Here is a 19,074-nt window from a genome sequence, read left to right as displayed (position 1 = left end):
TATTGGGATCTGATGTTCTTGACCAAGCGGCGTTCCTGCCATACTATTAAGGTAACAACCGGGATGTTTCCAAAACCGCGATGCGGTGGACGTCCCGCATTAAGGAGTTTATATGACCAGTTATACCGAGCTAGGACTAGTTAATACGGTAGCATTATTCAAAAAAGCGGTAAGCGGCGGTTATGCGCTTCCGGCGTATAATTTTAACAATATGGAGCAGCTCCAGGCCATTATTCAAGCCTGTGTGGAAACCAAATCTCCGGTGATCCTACAGGTTTCTTCCGGTGCCCGAAAGTACGCTAATCAGAACCTCCTTAAAAACATGGCCCGGGGCGCCGTGGAATATGCCCATGAGTTGGGATACGACATCCCCATAGTTCTCCACCTGGATCACGGGGATAGCTTTGAACTCTGCAAGGACTGTATCGAAACGGGATTTTCTTCGGTGATGATCGACGGTTCCCACTTACCCTACGATGAAAACGTGGCCCTGACCAAAAAAGTCTGTGAATTTGCCCATTCCCGGAAGGATTACGTTACCGTAGAGGGGGAATTGGGGGTTCTGGCCGGGGTTGAAGATGACGTATCCGCGGAACATTCCCATTATACCCAGCCTGCCGAGGTGGAAGACTTTGTGAAAAAGACCGGGGTGGATTCCCTGGCTATTTCCATCGGTACCAGCCACGGCCGGGCAAAATTCAAGCCGGAGCAGTGTACCCGGAATGCCGACGGCATCCTTATCCCTCCGCCGCTGCGCTTCGACATCCTCAAGGAAATTGAAAAGCGGATCCCCGGATTCCCTATCGTTCTCCACGGTTCTTCGTCGGTGCCGATTGAATACGTCAAAATCATCGAACAATACGGCGGAAGCCTTAAGGATTCGGTGGGCATCCCGGAAGAACAGCTTCGTCAGGCGGCAAAAAGCGCGGTATGCAAGATCAACATCGATTCCGACGGGCGCCTGGTCATGACCGCTATTATCCGTAAGGTTTTTGCGGAAAAACCCGATGAATTCGACCCCAGAAAGTATCTGGGACCCGCCCGGGAGGAACTTAAAAAGCTGTATGCCCATAAAAACATAAACGTTCTGGGCTCCGCGGGACAGGCATAGACCGGTACATTCGGGGCTATTTATTATAAATTTATACCCCTAAGGCCGTTTCAAAACTTCAGTTTTAAAACGGCCCTGGATACTAAGGACCTGCACAGAAACAACATGACCGAATGGTCATATTGTTTCTGCGCGGGTCCTAAAGCCGGCGGTTTGATGAAAAAAAAGAGCTTACCCGTATACCCAGGGGGATCAGGGCGATGATCAAAAAAAGCAAACCCAGATACAACTTTTGAGAAAAAAAGGCCCAATAGCTGGCGGCGACGGCCGCGGGTAAAAGTAAAAAACCGATTATGAGAGAAAAAACAAACACCTTCCCCCGGTTCCGCAGGAACGTAAGAAAAAAGAAAATTCCCGCCGCCAAGGCGGACCAAAGCAGGGGAACCAATACCAAATGAAGGGGATCCTTCCGGACCCCCCAGGTTATGGTCCGCATAACGGCCCCGGGGATAAGCCAAAGCAGGACAAACTTCGCGGAATTCCCGCACCCCGGGGAAAGGGGGGTCAGGGACAACAAAAATCCGATAATGATGGGAAAAATAACCGGAAAACATACTATATCAATATAGGCGCTTAACCATCGGGAAAATCCAAATCCCCCGGGATCGATCAGGGGACCGAGAAAAAAAGAGGCTAAAGCCGTCAGACTGCCCAAAAAAAGAGCCCAAAAATCATAGAGTCGGGGGGCATCTTCCGGGGAAAGGGAAATCCAAAAAAGATAAAACAAGGGAATCCATAACAGACAAAAAAGGCTCATTATTTATTACCATAACATACCCAGAAGGGACGGGGCAAGACACCGATCATCCTGAGGCTTGTTTTTTATCCGGAATACAGTTATAGGTAAAAGGATGCGTATCTTATCATGGAATGTTAACGGGATCCGGGCCGTGGAAAAGCGGGGCCTGGTCTCCTGGATCAAGGAGGAATCCCCGGATGTACTTTGTGTTCAGGAGACTAAGGCCAGGCCGGATCAACTTGTTCCGGATTTAATTAGTCCCCAGGATAATAAGGGAAAATTTTACACGTCCTATTGGGCCAGTGCCAAAAAAGCCGGATATTCCGGGGTAGCTATTTACAGTAAAATCAAACCCCTGGAGGTAAAACCCCTGGGAGCGGCAGAATTTGACGATGAGGGCCGGGTTTTGCAGGCTGAATTTAAGGATTTTACCCTGATCAACGCCTATTTCCCCAATTCCCAGGAGGGCGGCGCCCGGTTAGCGTACAAGTTAGCCTTCTGCGACGCCGTATTGAAATTATGTAATACCCTGGTATCCCGGGGCAGGCACTTGGTTCTCTGCGGGGATTACAATATAGCCCATACCCCTATTGATCTGGCCCGGCCGAAGGAAAACGAGGGTAACGCCGGGTATCTTCCGGAGGAACGGGCTTGGATGGATACTTTTACCGGAGCGGGGTATGTGGATACCTTCCGTCATTTTCATACCGGCGAGGGAGGGCATTACAGCTGGTGGTCCTACCGGATGAACGCCCGGGAACGGAATGTGGGATGGAGGATCGACTACCATTGCGTGGATCAAGCCTTTATGTCCAGGATCAAATCCTCGATAATCCGTCCCGAGGTGACCGGCTCGGATCATTGCCCGGTCCAGATAGAGGTAAAACTTCCGATCAAATAACGGAGGAAAAGATGCGTCTTAAGTACAACGCTCCCACAGTGTTAACCTTTGCCTTTATCAGCGCCGCGGTACTGCTCCTGACCCAGACCTTGTTTCCCCGGCTTACCGGGACCTGGTTTGTGGTAAGCGGAAAAGGGGGCTTTAATTCTGCCGATATTCGGAGTTGGATCACCCTTTTTACCCATGCGATAGGCCATGCCAACTGGAACCACCTGATTTCCAATTTTTCCTTTATCCTCCTCCTGGGGCCCATGCTGGAAACATCCTACGGCTCCTTGTCCCTGCTCCTGATGATCGCCGTCACCGCCCTGATCACGGGCATTCTGAATATTCTCCTCTTTTCCAGTTCCCTTTTGGGGGCTTCCGGGGTGGTTTTTATGATGATCCTGCTGGCATCCTTCACCAACTTCAACAAAGGAGAAATCCCCCTTACCTTTATTTTGGTTTTGGTCCTCTACCTAGGCCGGGAATTCCTTAATTCCTTTAACGCCGATGATATTTCCGAATTTGCCCATGTGGTGGGAGGTTTCTGCGGCAGCCTCTTTGGTTTTTTCAGGCCGGCCAAACGTTAGGACCCGCGCAAGAATAAAATGCAGAGCATTTTATTCTAATTGCTTACGCAATAAAGAAACAATATGACCATTCGGTCATGTTGTTTCTGCGCGGGTCCTTAATCACTTGTCCATGATTGGCCGGATCAACGGCTAAATCCCCGGAGACAGCCACCCACGCCCTTGGAAAAAGAGGGACCTTCGATTATACTAAATTATCATATCCTAAAAGCTCGCATGGAGAAGTATGCAGAGGGGATTATGCCTGCATTCCAATAAAATTAACCGCCGGAAGGGGTTGCGAATAGGCCTGGTAAGGCTATTGGGGAGGTTACGGTGTATAGTATAGGACTTGCGTATTTGCTCTGGTTCTTTTCAGGTTTCGGTATGTTGGGATTTCACCGGTTCTATTTGGGGAAAATTCCCACCGGCATCCTGTGGATGTGTACCGGCGGGCTGGGGATGATCGGGGCTATCTATGACTTTTTTACCCTTTCGGCACAGGTCCGGGAAGCTAATATCAGAGATACCCTATACCACCGCTTATACGGCAGCCGTTCCGCTCAAGCACCTCGTTATGCCGATGACGCCCAAGTTCGCAGGGTACATGAAAAAGAAAGTCCCGAACGGGTTATCCTTAAACTGGCCAAACAGAACAAGGGGATCCTTACCCCCACGGAAGTAGCCCTGGAGGCGAATATCTCCATCGAAGAAGCAAAAAAACATCTGGAGACGCTGGTGTCTAAGGGATTCGCCGAAATCCGGGTCCGAAAATCCGGTACCATCGTGTATACCCTTCCGGAACTGATGGATAACGACCCGTCCCTGGAGGACTTTTAGCATCCGTCGAGGGCTTTAGCGTTAGTTGAATTGGGCACCCCCTAAAAACCGCTAGCCCTTCAGGACCACCTCGGTCCGTCCAAAACCGCCCATTTCGGGCCGGGAAAAGTAATAATCCGCCACTAACCCTTGTTGTTTAAGGAATTCATGTACCCCCCGCTGCAGTATACCATCCCCCTTACCGTGGACCACCGAAAATTCACGGAGGCCCGACAGGGCGGCGGCGTCAATTTGACGGCGAAGGACCTCCAGAGCTTCTTCCAAACGCATCCCCAGGAGGTTTATCTCAAACCGGGCTTGATTTTCCGGGCTCAGATCCGGCACGGCGATAAGCGGTTTCTTGTTTTCCCCGGAAGGCGCGAGGGCAATAAGATCCTTTTCCGGAATACTCATCCTGAGCGAACCAATTTCCACGATCCAGGCCCCCTTTTTGTCCGCCCTGAGGACGGTTCCTCGGCGATGGTATTCCCCGGCCAGGACCTCTGTCCCCGGTCCTATGATCGCCGGGACCTTACCCCCGGAAACCTTGCCTTCTGAAGGCCGGCCTTCCTCCGGGACATCCCCTGTTTCCAGGCGCCGCCGTTCCTCCGCCAAGCTCTGTCCCTCTCTCTCCAGGGCCTCGTCCTCGGCAGCCACAGAGCGTTCAAGACCGGCAAGAAATTCCTTTACCTTGACCGTTTTTTCCCGGGTGAGTTCCCCCTCCTTTAATTCCCGGACCAGATTTTCCAGGGTTTTTCGGCTCTCCGACAGGAGCAGCCTGAACTTCCCCATGCCCCCCGCCTTCAGATCAATTTCCTTCTGCCGGAGCCTGAGTTCTTTTAGATCCGCCTGCCGCCGTTCTTCCCGGAGCCGAAAAATTTCGGCTTTACTGGCCGCCGCGGTGGCGTCCAACTCCTGGTGTTTCTTTTTAAGCCCGGCGATGAGGGCAGAAACATCGGACCGTTCCTCATCAAGGTAGGTCCGGGCCATGGAAACAATACCCTCAGGCAGTCCGTTTCGGGCGGCGATCTCCACCGCCCGGCTCTCCCCAGGGATACCCATAATGATCCGGTAGGTGGGAGAAAGGGTCCGGCCATCAAATTCCACCGAGGCGTTCTCCACCCCCTCCCGGGTATAGCCGTAATTCTTTAATACTCCATGATGGGTAGTGGTGATGGTCATGACTTTTTTTTCGATAAGATAATCCAGAATCGCCATGGCAATGGCGCTTCCCTCCTCGGGGTCTGTTCCGGAACCTAATTCATCCAATAGTACCAGGGACCTTTCCGTAGCCGACCCGATAATGGCGGCGATATTGGTCATGTGGGCGGAAAAAGTCGAGAGGGATTGGCTCAGGGACTGCTCGTCTCCGATATCGGCGTAAATTCCGTCAAACACGGGCAGGGTGGTTCCCTCTTCCACCGGGAGGGCCAACCCGAACTGGTTCATCAGAGCAAAAAGCCCCACAATTTTGAGGGTTACGGTTTTTCCTCCGGTATTGGGACCGGTGATAATCACCGTCCGGGTATTGCCCCTCATGAAAATATCTACCGGAACCGCCTTGGACCCCAAAAGGGGGTGACGGGCCTGGGTCAACACCAAGCCTGCCGCCGGTAAGGGGGATAAAACCTCGTTTCCCTGCCGAGCCCTGTCCCCGTCCAGAGCAAAATGCCCTCGGATTTCACGGCTGTAGCGGGCCCGGGCCCTGAGGGTTTCCAGGTGGATTATCTTTTCATGAAGCTCTTCCAAAAGGCCGCGCTGGGCGGCGATATGGCTGGTCATTTCCCGCAAAACCCGACGAATCTCCCCATCGAGTCTCCGGGTCTCAATGAGGATCTCGTTATTTTTCTCCACCACCTCTTCCGGTTCCACAAACAGCGTCTGACCGGTGGAAGAAACTTCGTGGACTATTCCCTTAATACGTCCCCGGAAATTCGCCTTAACGGCCAGAACCATACGACCGTCCCGCTGGGAAGGCAGGGCGGACTGAAGCATACGCCGGGTCTCTTCAGTCCCGGTATACCGGGAGACGACGGCCTCCAATTCTCCGGTAAGATTTCGGATCCGTCCTTTTATCGCCCGGAATTCGGGGAGATCCCGAAGGGAGCCATCCTTATTCAATACCCGGAAAATTTCCCTGGTCAGGGGAGAACAATCCGGTAATTCCGAAACCAGCACCGGTAAGGAGGTAGGCCCCTCACCAAAACCGGTCGATTCCCCCTGGGCTCTGTCCCCATGGGAGCTGCGGAGCCATCGCTGAAATGCATCCGCCGCCTGGATAAATACCCCCAGGGCATAAGCCTCATCAAGTTCCAGGACCATGCCCTCCACCTCAAGTTTTGGGATAAGGAACCCGATATCGGGAAAACTTCCCCGGGGTTCCTCATCCCCGGAGTTTAACTTATCAAAAAACTCGGCGACCAGCTTTTTAAGTTCCTCCACACCGCCGGGGTCTGTCAGGGGGAGTTCCCCCTCCAAACGACGGGCGGCTTCCTCACTTAGAGCGGATTCGGCAACCCTGGTTCTGATGAGATCAAATTCGAGGAGTTTGAGGGTCTTGTCATGCATAATCTTTCTCTGGAAGAAAAATTTCAATCATAGGAAACGCCCGATAACTCATCCTGAATCCTCAGGAAACTTTCGTATCGATCTTCGTGGATACTGCCCGCGGCGACCGCTTCCATTATTTTACACCCCGGTTCGGTCCGGTGGGAACAGGAGAGCCCATAGGTACAACAGCCGGCCAGGGGGGCAAATTCCCGCATATAGTAGATTATCTCATCCGCGGCGGCCCCTGCGGGGAGAAAACGCCTGATGCCGGGGGTATCTATCAAAAAGGTCCTACCCGGAGAGACCTCAAAAAGCACCGACATGGTAGTGGTATGGTTTCCCCGGTCGTATTTTTCATTGAGGGGGGCGGTCCGCTGGCACGTTTCCGGGGCCAGGGCATTGATCAGGGTGGATTTCCCCACCCCGGACTGGCCCACCAGTACCGCGGAGCTACCGTCGATAAGGGAACGAACCTCATCCATCCCTTGACCGGTTAGGGCGGATACCCGCAGCACCCGGTACCCGATACGGCTATAATCTTCAAGCCGTTCTTCCGTATCAGGATCGTCCGGGGAAAGATCGTATTTATTACAGATGATCACCCCGGGGATGCCGGAGATCTCCGCCTGAAGGAGGGAACGATCCAGAAAACGGGGACGGAAGGGGGGAGAAACCGGGCTGGTAAGGCAGAGTACCAAGTCCACATTGGCCGCCAGGAGCTGGGGGACCTGACCCTTTTGGTTAAACCGGGTGAATCCGTTCCGCCGTTTCTCCACTCCCCGGATGAGACCGGTCCCCGGATGAGCCGGATCAGGCTCAAAATTCACCCAATCCCCCGGCGACAGGGGATTATAATAACCTTCCACTCCTTTGAGGATCTTTCCCTTGATCCGGCAGGAGAGGAGTTCAGAATTCAGCTCTGTTCCCATGGGCCGAATAAAAAAGATATTTCGGGAACCCCGGATTACCAACCCCCGCACCTAGTCCGCCCTCCGGGGTTTACCAGGGAGAAGATAATTACCGGCGGGGAGTATGTCGGCTCCAAAATCTAAAAAAAATATCGGTCTGTTATCCATAATTCGATCGAGTCGCAGGGGATCATTTAAAAAGAGCCTCAAAGGCCGATTTAGCCGTTTCCGTGGAATTTCGGAGGGTCTTTTCTCCGGCGGTTTTTGAACGAAACCGGGGGTCCAGGGAGAACCACTCACAAAAATTCCCCCGTTCCTTGTCCAACGGGACCTCCGCATTGGGTTCAGCGCAGTCCCCGCGGGCGCCGGGAAGATAAAACCGGCAGTTCCGGCAGACCCGGAGGTCCCTGCCGCAATCGGCACATTGCCGGGCCCTTCCCAGGGGTTCCTCATCTTTTATCGCGGAACCGCAATACCAGCACATGACTCCATCATACCCCGCTTAAACCGGCCTTGCAAGGGATTCAAATCCCAAACCCGGGATAAAGACCGTGGAATTATTCGAGAACCCCACCGGCATCGAACAACGGGGGAAAGTTCTGAACAGCCCCTTGCGGAAGAACCAATAAATGATTATATTTTATAATTAGAAATTGATTCATTTGACTATATTTATATGCATAAGGGGGATCCGGAATGAAAAAATTCTTGGTAATACTTATCCTTGTCGCGGTTCTTGGGGGTGTTACACCTATAATTGCCCAGCAAAATACCCAGACGACTAACAACGAATCGGAATATTATTATGTTAATGTTCCCCTGGAGAAAATATACCCCTACCGGAAGGGGTATGTGGTCGCCTACCGAAAAGGGGTAAATCAGTTGGCCAGGGCCTATCTTCCCGTAGAATGGTTTACCGAGGCCGCAGGAAAGGGGGAACTCATCTACATGAATTCCGGAACTTCTTGGCCTTATCTGGCCGTCTATTATAAAAACGGTGAATTTAGCCATGTCCGTCTTTATGTCCGTAAGGATCGGGGACATTCAACCTGGGGGAATGTCCCCCTCAGTGTAAACATTGACGACCGTTTTGAAAATGCAGATGATCTAAAGCTTGAGTTTTAATGCGGGACCTCGAACTACAGCACATACAGAAAGCCATCCGGGACGAAGGCCTGGACGGGTGGCTTTTTTGTAATTTTCACCATCGGGATAAATTGTCCGATGAGATCCTCCGGATCGATCCCCAGGTAACGAATTCCCGGCGTTGGGTTTATGGAGTACCGGCCCAAGGGGAGCCGTTGGGGATAGTTCATCTTATTGAACCGGATATCCTTAAAAGTCTGCCCGGTCCCAAGGTTTCTTACCTCAGGGGGGAAGAATTCTTTACCGCCCTGGCCCCTTTTGCGGGAAAACGCTGGGGGGTCCATAGTTCCGAAAGCCTCTGCGCAATTTCTTATCTTGATCGGGGAACCGCGGCAACCCTGGAAAAGGCGGGCCTTACGCTGGTTTCCGCCGCGGCCTTGATCCAGCGTTTTAAAGGACTCCTGGATGAAAAAAGTATCGAATCCCATGAACGGGCCGTTTCCGGTCTTTACCTGATCGTGGAAATCGCCTGGGAACGGGTTAAAAAATCCTATGCGGAAAAAAAATCCCTCCACGAGGGGGATATCCGCCAACTTATGCTGGACGAAATGAAAAACCGGGGCCTTATCCCCGACCATCCCCCCATAGTCGCCGGGGGGGTGAATTCCGGGAACCCCCACTATGACTTTTCCGGCGCCGGCGCGGTTTTTAAAGCGGGGGACGTGATCCAGTTTGATCTTTGGGCCAAGGAAGCCGTCGAAGGCTCTGTTTATGGGGACATCTCCTGGGTAGGGGTTTACGCCCCCCAGGCTTCGGCCCCGGTAGAAAAGGCCTTCGGGGACCTCATCCGCGCCCGGGAAGGGGTTCTGGATTTCATAACAACCGAGTTACAGGCCGGGAAGCAGCTTACGGGGGCTGCGACGGATCAAAAAGCCCGGGAACTTCTTATCGAGCGGGGATATGGTGGGGCGATAAAACACCGTACCGGCCACGGTATAGATACCGAATGTCACGGATCAGGGGTGAATATTGATTCGGTGGAATTTCCCGATTCCCGGTTTTTGCTGGACGGATCCTGTTTTTCTCTGGAACCGGGAATTTACTTTTCCGATTTTGGATTACGAACTGAAATTGACGTCTATATCCGGGGGGGTAAACCGGTGGTTTCCGGGGGGGTAAGCCCCCGTCAATTTACCCTGCTGACCTGTTAAGGGAAAATCATGTATAAACCCCTGCCGGTTCCCGCGGAATTACTTGCCTTTATCCGGGAAGGAAATAAATTTCTCGTTGCCGGTCATCATGAACCCGACGGGGATTGTGTGGGAAGCCAGCTTGCCCTGACTTCCGCCCTGAGAAGACTCGGCAAGGAGGTCATCCCCTGTTCCGCGGGGCCCTTTAAACGGAGTGAAATCATGCCCTATGCGGGGCTTTTTATACCGAAACCAGGGACAAAGGAACGGGAGGGGGCCCGGGTTTTGGTGTTGGATTGTTCCGGCCTGGACCGTACCGGTGATCTGCAGCCCTTTTTGGAGGGGCTTCCTACGGCAATTATCGATCACCATGCCACCAACAAAAACACCCAAAGTACGGCGGAAAATCCGGTATTTCTGGACACTGCGGCCCCGGCCACGTGTTTCATGATCCAAGCCGTGCTGGAAGCCCTGGAACTGGCCCTTACCCCGGAAGAAGCGGAGCTGCTTTTCTTCGGCCTCGGTACCGATACGGGTTTTTTCCGTCACATCGATTCCAACGGGGCCGCGACGTTTATCGCCGCCGCCCGGCTGGTAACGGCCGGGGCAAGCCCCAAGAAGGTGTACCAGGCCATAAACGGCGGGAAAAGCCTCAACTCCCGGATCCTTCTGGGACGGGTGCTTTCCCGGGCAAGCGCCTATTTTGGGGGAAGACTTATCCTCTCCGAGGAAACCTACGAAGAAACCCAGCGTTTTGGGTTGGAAGGCCGGGATTCGGATAATCTCTACCAACTGCTCCAATCCGTCGCCGGGGTGGAAGCCATCGTGGTCATCCGGCAGGAAACCCCAAAAAACTGTACCATCGGGTTCCGTTCCCGGGATCGGATAAACGTCGCTGAAATCGCCCTCCAATTCGGCGGGGGGGGACACAAAAATGCCGCCGGTTCGAACACCCCCGGGGTTATTGAAAAAATACGGCCCCAAGTTATTCAAGCCTTTGAAAAAATTTTCTCCCTTGAGCCCTAAAATCGGCCAAATTTTATGACATTTGTCATAAAATTTGGCCTTAAATTAAAGCAAAATGCAAACTCAACCACATTATTCCGATAGATCATCTAGATCACTATAGATCATCAATAGTAGGAGGAATATTGTATGCCAGGGTATTTACCACTAAACACACTGTTCGAGAAATACCGTTCCGGGATTCTGGACAAAAAACAACTGGAAGGACAGATCTTTCAATTTGTCCTGGATAATTATAAGCAGTTCCACCTTTTCCAATGGAAAAGGGATGATTGTATTGATTATCTGTGCTGGCTGTATCCCCGAATCAGCAAGGCCATCGATAAATACAAAGATATCGGGACTTCTTTCGATGCGTACATAGGCTCATTGGTATATTACTCTTCCCGGGAATACCGTTTTCGGGAAACGGATCATTCCATATCCGAACATTCCTGGTGGAAGGAAAAGGCAACCGAACTATCGGTCCGAAACACCGAACCTGATTATCCGGAGCCAAAAACGGCATATAAACCGGTTCCCAATCCCCAGCAGATCTTGATATTATTACTAAAATCCTACCACTTTATGTCCGACGATTTTCTTTCCCGGGCAGCCCCGGCCATCGGCATAGAAACGGAGAAGTTACGGGGTATGGTGGACGAATTACGGATATTACGGCTGGATAAGGAAGAGCAAATTCAGGGGCTCAAAGAACGGATCCATTGCCAGTTTTACCGGTGCATTTCCTTTGAAAGACGGATGCTCGCGGCTCCCGAAGGTTCGATATTTCAAAAAAAGATACAGGACCGGCTGAACCGGGCCAGAATACGGTTGGTATCTATGCGGAAACGGCTTTCAATAATGCGGTTTGATGCAACAAACCGCCAGATTGCGAAGGTATTGGGGATCCCTAAGGGTACTGTCGACTCAACCTTACATGCGGCTAAAATAAAATATAAGCCCAAGGACAAAGAGTGCTGAGTTATCGGCATGCCTTTCACGCGGGCAATGCTCCGGATGTACTCAAACACGGGGTATTACTATACTGTCTTGAGTACCTCAGGAAAAAGGAAAAGCCCCTGCTTTGTATCGATACCCATGGAGGGGCTGGTTATTATAACCTTACCGAAGGATATGCCGCCAAAAACCGGGAGTGGGAACAGGGCATAACCCCGCTGCTTAAAGAAACCGTGGGGACCCTGCCGCCTTTGGTAAGGTCTTTAGTTACCTTGGTCCGTGAATTTAACCCCGGGAACCGTAATGCCGATATATGGCGGTATCCCGGTTCTCCTGCCATTACGGCGGCCCTGCTCCGGGAACAGGACCGGGGGGTCTGTTTTGAACTCCACCCGGCGGATTTTGCCCTGTTGCAGAAACGGTTTCGGGGAGATCCCCGATTACAGATCCGCCGGGAGGACGGCCTTGCCGCCCTGAAAGCCCTGCTTCCTCCCCCTTCCCGAAGGGCCCTTATTTTTATCGATCCATCCTATGAAATAAAAGAGGATTACCGGATCCTCCCGGAGATTTTAACGGATGCCCTGGGACGGTTTTCCTCAGGATGTTATATCATCTGGTACCCCCTGCTGGGACGGAAAGGGGAATTCCCCCAGGAGAAGGGGCTGCCGGAACTCCTCTGGTCCCTCTATGGGGGAAATCGTCTGCGGACGGAATTGTATACGGGGCAGGGAGTTTCAGAAACCCGGGGACTCTATGGAAGCGGCCTTATTATCTATAATCCTCCCTGGTCCCTTAAGGAAGCCTTGGAAGAAAGCCTTCCCCTTCTGGGCCGCCTCCTGGGGGGAAGCAAGAATCCGGGGAACGGGTACGGGTGGGATCTCCGGCAGGAAACGTGACTTCCTTCCCGGCTGCAACCATGATCCAAAAAAGGTGTCATAATACCTATGAATATGCGGAGTACCACCTATATCATCCCTTCTCCCCTCCCCTTTCAAACACCGGGGGAAGAAATCGCCAATTCCATACTCCATGGCCTGGGAGCGCTTTTAGCCACCGCGGGACTGGTCCTTTTGATTCTACGGGCAAAGGGTTATTTTGGGGGGACCGGGGGAAAGGAACTGGCGGTCATTTCCTATGTGATTTTTACCACCACCATGGTTTGTATGTTCCTTGCATCCACCCTGTACCACGCAATCCAGCACGAGGGGGCAAAACGGGTATTCCGTATGCTGGATCATTCGGCCATCTACCTCCTCATCGCGGGTACCTATACTCCCTTCTGCCTCATCACTTTCAGAGGTCCCTGGGGCTGGACCCTTTTTGGTATTGAATGGGCGCTGGCGGTAACAGGGATAGTCCTCCATACGGTGAACTACAAGCCCCTTAAAAAAGCGGAGCTTGGGGTGTATCTCCTGATGGGCTGGGCGATGGCAGCCGGCGGTCCCACCCTATTCCGTTCCCTCTCCCTCATAAGCCTCATCCTCCTCATTGCCGGAGGCGCCGCATATACCCTGGGAACCCTCTGGTACCGTAAACCCTACCGCCGGGGTACCCATGTAACCTGGCATGTCTTTGTCCTTGCCGGGGCGGCCTGTCACTGGTGGGCTATTTGGTTTATGAGTTGACCCTGTTTTAACCTCCGATATTTTGAAACAGCCGGACCCACCCAATGAGGGCTGGGATATCGGCTTTTATCCGGGAAATCTCCCCCCTCCGCCTAGAAAGCTCCCGTTATTTTTGTTAAAGTTGGGATATGTCAACGACGGACGATAAAAAAATAATCTATTCCATGTACCGGGTTTCCAAAAAACACGGACCCAAGCAGGTTTTAAAGGATATCAGCCTTTCCTATTTTTATGGGGCCAAGATCGGGGTGATAGGGCTTAACGGATCGGGAAAATCAAGCCTGCTCAAAATATTGGCCGGGGTGGATAGGGAATTTTCCGGGGAAACATCGGTAAGCCCGGGCTTTACCATCGGGTATCTGGAACAGGAACCTCTCCTGGAAGCGGGGAAGACCGTTAAGGAGGTGGTTGCCGAGGGGGTCCGGTACCTGGTGGAGCTTCTGCGGGAATTTGACGAGGTAAGTGAGGCCTTCGGCGACCCGGACGCGGATTTTGAGAAGCTTGGGGAACGCCAGGGCGCGCTCCAGGAGAAGATAGAAGCCGCCGACGGCTGGAACCTGGACAGCCGGCTGGAACTGGCCATGGATGCCCTGCGTTGTCCCCCGGGGGACCAGGGGGTAGATCAGCTTTCCGGGGGGGAACGGCGGCGGGTGGCCCTCTGCCGGCTCCTCTTACAGAAGCCGGACATCCTCCTTTTGGACGAACCCACCAACCATCTGGACGCGGAGACCGTAGCCTGGTTGGAACGGCACCTCCGGGAGTATCCGGGTACGGTCATCGCCGTTACCCACGACCGGTACTTCCTGGACAATGTGGCGGGGTGGATCCTGGAACTGGACCGGGGGGAGGGGATCCCCTGGAAGGGGAACTATTCGAGCTGGCTGGAACAGAAGGAAGCCCGCCTGGCCCGGGAGGAAAAGGGCGAAAGCGAGCGGCGGAAGACCCTGTTGCGGGAACTGGAATGGATCCGTATGAGCCCCCAGGGCCGGCACGCCAAAAGCAAGGCCCGGATTACCCAATACGAAAAGCTCTTTCAGGACGACGAACGGGAAAAGATCCGGGAAAACCGGATCACCATCCCGGCGGGACCCCGGCTGGGGCAACTCGTTATTGAGGCCCAGGGACTCACCAAGGCCTATGGGGAGAAACTCCTCTTTGAAAACCTGGAATTCACCGTTCCCCCCGGGGCCTGCGTGGGGATCATCGGTCCCAACGGCGCGGGAAAATCCACCCTTTTCAGGATCATCACCGGGGAAGTTGCCCCTGACCGGGGACAGATCCGGCTGGGGGACAGTGTCAAGCTAGCCTGCGCGGACCAGATGCGGCAGGGACTGGACCCGGAAAAGACCGTCTGGGAGCAGCTATCCGGCGGACTGGATGTGATAAAGCTCGGGGGGGTCAAGGAGGTAAACTCCCGGGCCTACTGCTCCTGGTACAACTTTTCCGGGCCGGATCAGCAGAAAAAGGTGGGGGTCCTCTCCGGGGGGGAGCGGAACCGGATGAACCTGGCCCTGATGCTGAAGGAAGGGGCCAACGTCCTCCTCCTGGACGAGCCTACCAACGACTTGGACGTAAATACCCTCCGGGCGCTGGAGGAGGCTATCGACACCTTTGCCGGGGTAAGCCTGGTGATTAGCCATGACCGCTGGTTTCTGGATCGGATCGCCACCCACATCCTGGCCTTTGAGGACGGGGAGGTGATCTGGTACGACGGTAACTGGTCCGAATACACCCAATGGCGCCGCCAAAAACTGGGAGCCGCCGCAGAACGCCCCCACCGTTATGTGTACCGAAAACTGGAACGGTAGAGTAAAAGGAGGGGTGAGTAGTTGCTTATGGTCCGCTCGGTTTTCTTCTCCCGATTCCTCCCGCTTCTCTTTTAACTTCTAATGCTAGACGCTGCTCTTGTTATCACCCCTGTATATAGTGTATATTCAGAATATTATAGTGACAGTACGCTATATATTGGCCACTAGATATAGATGATGTAATACTATATATAATGCAAAGGAAGGTCCCATGAAATTTGAACGGTTATTTACGGATGGAAAATCCGGTCCCTATAAGGATATTACCTGGGAAAAGCGGAAAAGCGAGATCCGCAACCCCGACGGTAAGGTCATCTTTTTTGAAGAGACGGTGATTGTCCCCTCCTTTTGGAGTCAGATTGCCGCGGATATTCTGGCCCAAAAATACTTCCGCAAGGCAGGTGTCCCGGCGGATAAGATCTACGAATGGAAAAAGCAGGCGGTTCCCCATAAAAAAAACGGGGCAAATCAGACCGATCCCGGGGAACAACTGCCCCGGGACGGGGCGGAACACGACGCCCGCCAGGTATTCCACCGTCTGGCCTATACCTGGATGGACTGGGGCCGGCAGAACGGGTATTTTGATACCGAAGACGATGCGGCGGCCTTTTACGATGAAACCTGCTATATGCTGGCCCATCAGATCGGGGCTCCCAACAGCCCCCAGTGGTTCAATACGGGGCTTTATGCGGTATACGGCATCGACGGACCTGCCCAGGGACACTACTACTTCGATCCCGCCGACGGCCGGGTCAAAAAATCGGACAGTGCCTATAAACGGCCCCAGCCCCACGCGTGTTTTATCCTTTCCGTGGAGGATGACCTGGTAAACGAGGGGGGTATCATGGACCTGGTAACCCGGGAAGCCCGGCTTTTTAAGTACGGTTCCGGAACCGGTTCCAATTTTTCCCGGATCCGGGCCGTGAACGAGCATCTTTCCGGGGGGGGGATCTCCTCGGGACTACTCTCGTTCCTTAAAATCGGGGACCGGTCCGCTTCGGCGATTAAGTCCGGGGGAACGACCCGGCGGGCGGCCAAAATGGTGACCCTCGATGCGGACCATCCGGATGTGGAAAAGTACCTGTCCTGGAAAGCCGAGGAGGAACACAAAGTCGCTTCCATGGTAACCGGTTCCGAAATTATCAAAAAAAATCTGGAGGGGGTCAAAAGAGCCCTGGCCGGTTTCCGGGGACCGGAAAAGGATCGCTTTAACGGAGAAAAAAACCGGGAACTCGCCGGGGCGTTGCGGAATGCCCTGGGGGACGCCATTCCTCCGGCCTATCTTTATCAGCTGCTCCGGCGGCTTGAACAGGGGGAAGCGGCGGTGGAAACCGCCCTTTTTTCCACCGCCTGGGATGACGAAGCCTACAATACCGTCTCAGGACAATCCTCCAATAACAGCCTCCGGGTCAGCGATGAATTTATGAAGGCGGTTCTGGAGGACCGGGACTGGAACCTGACGACCCGGGTTACCGGGGAAACGGTCAAGGTTCTTAAAGCCCGGAAACTCTGGGAAGATACGGCCCGGTCAGCCTGGCAGTGTGCGGACCCTGGGCTCCAATTCCACACCACCATCAATGACTGGCATACCTGCCCCGCGGGAGGGGAGATTCGTGCCTCCAACCCCTGTTCCGAATATATGTTCCTGGATGATACCGCCTGTAACCTGGCATCGATCAATCTCACCGTTTTTTACGACCGGAAGAAAAAATGTTTTGATATCCCCGGTTTTATCCATGCCATCGGTATCTGGACCAGCATTCTGGAGATCTCCGTGGTGATGGCTCAGTTCCCCGCTCCAAGGATCGCCGAACTTTCCTACGAGTACCGAACCCTGGGGCTGGGCTTCGCCAACCTGGGGAGCCTTCTTATGTTGATGGGCTTGGCCTATGATTCCCCCCCAGGCCGGGCCGTGGCGGGGGCTCTCGCGGCGATCCTTACCGGGGAGGCCTATGCCCAGTCCGCCCGGATGGCCGCGAGTTTAGGACCCTTCCTCCGGTATGGGGAAAACCGGGAAACCATGCTCCGGGTGATTCGAAACCATCGCCGGGCCGCCTATAAGACCCCGCCGGGGGAATACGAAAGCCTTCACACCCCGCCCCAGGGGATCGATCCCGCCTTTTGCCCGGCGGATCTTCTGGAAGCGGCCCGTTTTTCCTGGGACAAGGCCCTGGAATTGGGAACTATCCATGGGTTTAGAAACGCCCAGGTAAGTGCCATCGCCCCCACGGGAACCATAGGACTCCTCATGGATTGCGATACCACCGGGGTGGAACCGGACTTTGCCCTGGTCAAGTTTAAAAAACTCGCCGGGGGGGGATATTTTAAGATCATCAACCAATCGGTACCCCCTGCCCTGGAGGCCCTGGGATACGGCCCAAAGGAAATTGATGAAATTATCGCCTATGCCACAGGATGGAAAACCCTGGAAGGGGCCCCGGGAATAAAACGGGAAAGCTTGGCGGCCCAAGGTTTTACGCCGGAGGTCCTGGCCAAAGTGGCGGAGGAAATCAAATCCGCCATAAACCTGGAAGGGATCTTCAACCCTTGGGTCCTGGGCAGGGATTTTGTGGAAAAAACCCTCAAGATACCGGAGTCAACCTGGTCCCTCCCCGGATTCAGCCTCCTCAAACACCTGGGGTTTTCCGGCAGGGATATTGAAGAGGCGGAACAATACGCCTGCGGTACCATGGGTCTGGAGGGAGCCCCCGGTCTATCAAAGGAACACCTCCCGGTTTTTGATACCGCTACCCCCTCGGGAAAAAACGGCCGCCGTTCCATATCCTGGCAGGCCCATATCGGCATGATGGCCGCGGTCCAGCCCTTTATTTCGGGGGCTATTTCCAAGACCATCAACATGCCCAACGGTGCGGACTACGAGGACGTTAAGGGGGCCTATATGACGGCCTGGAAAAACGGCCTCAAGGCGGTGGCCCTTTACCGGGACGGCTCCAAGATGTCCCAACCCCTCTCCTCCTTTGCCCCGGGTACGGATCCCCTGGCGGATACCGTCCTGGCAATTCAACGGGACCTGGGGCAACCGGAGGTGCCGCCCTCCCCGGAACGGACCCTTGAAGGGGGGCATCCCCGGGAGGGGCGAAAATCCCTGCCGAATCGCCGGGTCGGGTATACCCAGAAGGCAAAAATAGGAGGACATTCCATTTTTATCAGGACCGGGGAATATAACTCGGGCCGACTGGGGGAAATATTTCTGGATATGCATAAAGAAGGAGCCGCCTTCCGCAGCCTCCTCAACAGTTTCGCCATCGCCGTTTCCCTGGGACTCCAATACGGGGTTCCCCTGGAGGAGTATGTGGATGCCTTTACCTTCAGCCGTTTTGAGCCCAACGGCCTGGTCCAGGGACACGACTATGTGAAGATGGCCACCAGTGTCATTGATTATATTTTCCGGGACCTGGCCATCAGCTATCTGAAGCGTACGGATCTGGCCCAGGTCCAGCCGGAGGATCTCCTGGCCACCGGAACCAAAGGGGATGGAGAGGAATTGGAAAACGACCGAACCCAGCATAAGCACCGAAAGACCGGTGCCGGCTTTACCCCCCAAAAGGCCGCTGCGGATAAGGGGAGATACCCGGGCGGACCGGGACTCGTGGACCTGGAAAAAACAGCTTCCCCCCGGAGGGAAGCCGACAAAACCGAAGCCGCGAGGATAGCTCAAGCCCGGATCAAAGGTTACGAGGGAGACCCCTGTCCCGCCTGCGGATCCTTTACCCTGGTGAGGAACGGTACCTGTATGAAGTGCGATACCTGCGGAGGAACCACCGGGTGCAGCTAAGCCGGGCCTGCGGAGGAAACGTCGA

At 54.0% G+C, this 19,074-nt stretch carries 16 protein-coding genes; 12 read left to right on the top strand and 4 right to left on the bottom strand.

The window, feature by feature from the left end; genetic code table 11:
* Positions 1–112: 112 nt before the first annotated feature.
* A complete protein-coding gene (locus LQZ21_RS00310) occupies positions 113–1,111 on the top strand; it encodes a class II fructose-bisphosphate aldolase (RefSeq protein WP_411042095.1) in 999 nt (332 codons plus the stop codon).
* A gap of 139 nt (positions 1,112–1,250) precedes the next feature.
* Here the strand turns inward: LQZ21_RS00310 and LQZ21_RS00305 are convergent, their stop codons facing one another.
* Positions 1,251–1,868 carry a hypothetical protein gene (locus LQZ21_RS00305; RefSeq protein ID WP_411042094.1) on the bottom strand — a complete coding sequence of 206 codons (618 nt, stop codon included), beginning with the start codon at positions 1,866–1,868 and terminating at the stop codon, positions 1,251–1,253.
* Between the two features lie 94 nt (positions 1,869–1,962).
* Between LQZ21_RS00305 and LQZ21_RS00300 the strand changes: the two genes are divergently transcribed.
* From LQZ21_RS00300 to LQZ21_RS00290, 3 genes are all read left to right on the top strand, one after another.
* Positions 1,963–2,751, top strand: coding sequence for an exodeoxyribonuclease III (locus tag LQZ21_RS00300; protein ID WP_411042093.1), 789 nt, complete (start codon positions 1,963–1,965; stop codon positions 2,749–2,751).
* Between the two features lie 11 nt (positions 2,752–2,762).
* Entirely contained in the window at positions 2,763–3,323 is a 561-nt protein-coding gene (locus tag LQZ21_RS00295; RefSeq protein WP_411042092.1) for a rhomboid family intramembrane serine protease, read from the top strand.
* Between the two features lie 315 nt (positions 3,324–3,638).
* On the top strand, positions 3,639–4,142 hold the full coding sequence (locus LQZ21_RS00290; RefSeq protein WP_411042091.1) for an NINE protein: 504 nt from the start codon (positions 3,639–3,641) through the stop codon (positions 4,140–4,142).
* A gap of 51 nt (positions 4,143–4,193) precedes the next feature.
* On the opposite strand, the gene LQZ21_RS00285 is transcribed toward LQZ21_RS00290, so the two are convergent.
* From LQZ21_RS00285 to LQZ21_RS00275, 3 genes are all read right to left on the bottom strand, one after another.
* Positions 4,194–6,689 carry an endonuclease MutS2 gene (locus LQZ21_RS00285; RefSeq protein WP_411042090.1) on the bottom strand — a complete coding sequence of 832 codons (2,496 nt, stop codon included), beginning with the start codon at positions 6,687–6,689 and terminating at the stop codon, positions 4,194–4,196.
* Positions 6,690–6,712: 23 nt separating this feature from the next.
* On the bottom strand, positions 6,713–7,600 hold the full coding sequence (gene rsgA, locus LQZ21_RS00280) for a ribosome small subunit-dependent GTPase A (RefSeq protein ID WP_411042089.1): 888 nt from the start codon (positions 7,598–7,600) through the stop codon (positions 6,713–6,715).
* Between the two features lie 169 nt (positions 7,601–7,769).
* Positions 7,770–8,063: a hypothetical protein gene (locus LQZ21_RS00275; protein WP_411042088.1), complete on the bottom strand. Its 294-nt coding sequence runs from the start codon at positions 8,061–8,063 to the stop codon at positions 7,770–7,772.
* A gap of 212 nt (positions 8,064–8,275) precedes the next feature.
* Here LQZ21_RS00275 and LQZ21_RS00270 point away from each other — a divergent pair, with 212 nt between their 5' ends.
* The 8 genes from LQZ21_RS00270 (at position 8,276) to LQZ21_RS00235 (ending at position 19,049) form a co-directional block, all read left to right on the top strand.
* Positions 8,276–8,704 (top strand): hypothetical protein, encoded by a 429-nt coding sequence (locus LQZ21_RS00270; RefSeq protein ID WP_411042087.1) that lies wholly within the window; start codon positions 8,276–8,278, stop codon positions 8,702–8,704.
* Positions 8,704–9,876 (top strand): M24 family metallopeptidase, encoded by a 1,173-nt coding sequence (locus LQZ21_RS00265; protein WP_411042086.1) that lies wholly within the window; start codon positions 8,704–8,706, stop codon positions 9,874–9,876. Before LQZ21_RS00270 ends, LQZ21_RS00265 begins: the two co-directional genes overlap by 1 nt.
* 9 nt (positions 9,877–9,885) lie before the next feature.
* Positions 9,886–10,881, top strand: a complete 996-nt coding sequence (locus LQZ21_RS00260) for a DHH family phosphoesterase (RefSeq protein ID WP_411042085.1) — start codon at positions 9,886–9,888, stop codon at positions 10,879–10,881.
* Positions 10,882–11,010: 129 nt separating this feature from the next.
* A complete protein-coding gene (locus LQZ21_RS00255) occupies positions 11,011–11,844 on the top strand; it encodes a hypothetical protein (protein WP_411042084.1) in 834 nt (277 codons plus the stop codon).
* Complete coding sequence (locus tag LQZ21_RS00250; RefSeq protein ID WP_411042083.1) at positions 11,838–12,716, top strand: 23S rRNA (adenine(2030)-N(6))-methyltransferase RlmJ; 879 nt, start codon at positions 11,838–11,840, stop codon at positions 12,714–12,716. Before LQZ21_RS00255 ends, LQZ21_RS00250 begins: the two co-directional genes overlap by 7 nt.
* A gap of 48 nt (positions 12,717–12,764) precedes the next feature.
* The gene (gene trhA / locus LQZ21_RS00245; RefSeq protein ID WP_411042082.1) at positions 12,765–13,445 is read left to right on the top strand and encodes a PAQR family membrane homeostasis protein TrhA; all 681 of its coding nucleotides are present in this window, start codon (positions 12,765–12,767) and stop codon (positions 13,443–13,445) included.
* Between the two features lie 128 nt (positions 13,446–13,573).
* Entirely contained in the window at positions 13,574–15,253 is a 1,680-nt protein-coding gene (gene ettA / locus LQZ21_RS00240; RefSeq protein ID WP_411042081.1) for an energy-dependent translational throttle protein EttA, read from the top strand.
* A gap of 211 nt (positions 15,254–15,464) precedes the next feature.
* Positions 15,465–19,049 (top strand): vitamin B12-dependent ribonucleotide reductase, encoded by a 3,585-nt coding sequence (locus LQZ21_RS00235; RefSeq protein WP_411042080.1) that lies wholly within the window; start codon positions 15,465–15,467, stop codon positions 19,047–19,049.
* Positions 19,050–19,074 lie beyond the last annotated feature (25 nt).

The sequence above is a fragment of the Treponema sp. TIM-1 genome (assembly GCF_046533115.1).
GTDB lineage: Bacteria > Spirochaetota > Spirochaetia > Treponematales > Breznakiellaceae > JAIRMO01.
The sequence above is the reverse complement of the archived record's forward strand: the minus strand, read 5'-3'. Positions and strand labels throughout refer to the sequence as shown.